A 1,896-nucleotide genomic window follows, 5' to 3' on the forward strand; every position below is an offset into this window, starting at 1 on the left:
GTTAAAACTTGTGGAGTAGTCGCATAACTTGGTGACCATGTTTGAGCTGTTGCATCATAAGTTTGAGTAGTCACCCCACTCGCTGTGATGAAAGCGTTGAGTTGCATCCCATCTGATAAATCTGTGATTGTGATTTGCCCACTTGAGACAATTGACATATTTTATTCCTCCTATTAATTAAGTGGTTCCGCAGTGCAATCAAATGTAGCTCTCTGCCAAACATCACTATTTGTGATTGTAATTGATTTTTGACTTGTTTGATGAGCAAGATTCCAAGCGGTATCTACTATTCCATCAGCGTTAGTTTTAGACCATATATAAGCAAATTTTGTTCCATCACTATCAATTTCTTTATTATTTTGATAAAGTATCGCAGTGAAAGTTGTATTAATGATATTATTATTAAATTGATAGCCATTAGATGAATCAATAACTAGATTAATCGGGCTAGTTCCATCATTAACATTAGTGATAGTCACCGACTGACTAGCGACTACTTTACCCGCAACTGTCGCTTTAAAGCTATAAACTGCTTTATCCACAACTCCGCTGGCATCAACTGTGATAGTCTGCGTTGGAGCAACAACAGTTCCATCTTTTGACCATTCGTAGCTTTCCGCAGTTGTTTCAGCCGTTGCAGAACCTTTGAAAATATGAGCTGATAAAGTTGTTGAACCAGTACCGTTTTTAAACTGTGTACCGTTAGTTGTGTCGATGCTGCCAATATATGGTGTAGCTGCATCGACCAACTGATTGACGATGGCTTGGATGTCTGCAGAAGCTTCACTTTGTTGTTTTTTAAAATTTGAAAAAGTAATCTTATTTAATGTCGGATTGCTAAAACTTATCTCCATTTCAGAAACCCTTGCTGATAAAAGCAAACCTACATTCCCATCAGAATCCATAAAGTTATCATCTTGAATATTGATGGTATCACCAATTGACAAAGGTCGATCATTACCAACCGATTCAAGAACTAAGCTACTATTCGCTAACACCTCATAAGTAACTGTCGGATAAGCGAATTGTTTAAATTGACTTACGCAATAGCCCCACATATCATTAACATTGGTGTATTCTGTTTGAAAGTCTTTACGAATCCATTTATCACCATTATTAGACTTGATTTGAGATTTGAATAAATTAAGAGAAAGAGGCGCATAGGCTGTGTCACTACCAGCTCTTTTATAAAACTCTTCGACTCCATCCTCGTTTTTGTAACTAAAACTAGAGCTGTTCCAGTTTAAATTATCTGATCCAGTGACAGTTGTCGCATTGAATAAATTAGTTGTGTCTCCAGTTCTTGTAATTCCACTTATATTTTTCCCAAAATTTAAAGAGACATCATTTCTATTTGTTCCAACACCCTGGATATTAACTCCATCATTGGCACGATAGATATTTAAAATGATGGAATCAAGTGTTCCATCATCATTTAAATGTGTAATAAATTCAAATTCTGCATCAAAGTTTCCAATCACAGATATTAGACGGGCAAGTTTACTTTCCTGCCCATCATAATTAATTGTTCGTGTCAGACTTGAGACTTCATTAGTTCCAATAGTTATTTGAGCATTTGTGATTAATCCCATTTGGTCAAAGTACCATTGAATATTATGGCTTGATGTGTTGACTAAGGCATTGGCTTGCTCATTTCTTAATTCTAAATTCAATGAAGAACAAGTTAAAGTAATTTGATAATCACTTTCTTGAACATTTTCTACTCCAAATAAGTGGTCAATGCCATCATAAGTGAAACTAATATAAGCTTGTTCATTTAAAAAACGGCAGTAATCTTGTAACTGGCCGTTGATAAATTTATTTACAGTAAATATAAATGTTTCTGCTCCTTGGTCTTTATACCGATGCCAATTATCATTGAAAAAAGAAGGTAGC

At 35.2% G+C, this 1,896-nt stretch carries 1 protein-coding gene; it reads right to left on the reverse strand.

Features of this window, described 5'->3' with window-relative positions; genetic code table 11:
• Window positions 1–173: 173 nt before the first annotated feature.
• On the reverse strand, window positions 174–1,896 hold a 1,723-nt coding region (locus AB0M39_RS41950; protein WP_365374444.1), incomplete at its 5' end, for a hypothetical protein.

It is taken from the genome of Streptomyces sp. NPDC051907 (assembly GCF_040681075.1).
Taxonomy (GTDB): domain Bacteria; phylum Actinomycetota; class Actinomycetes; order Streptomycetales; family Streptomycetaceae; genus Streptomyces.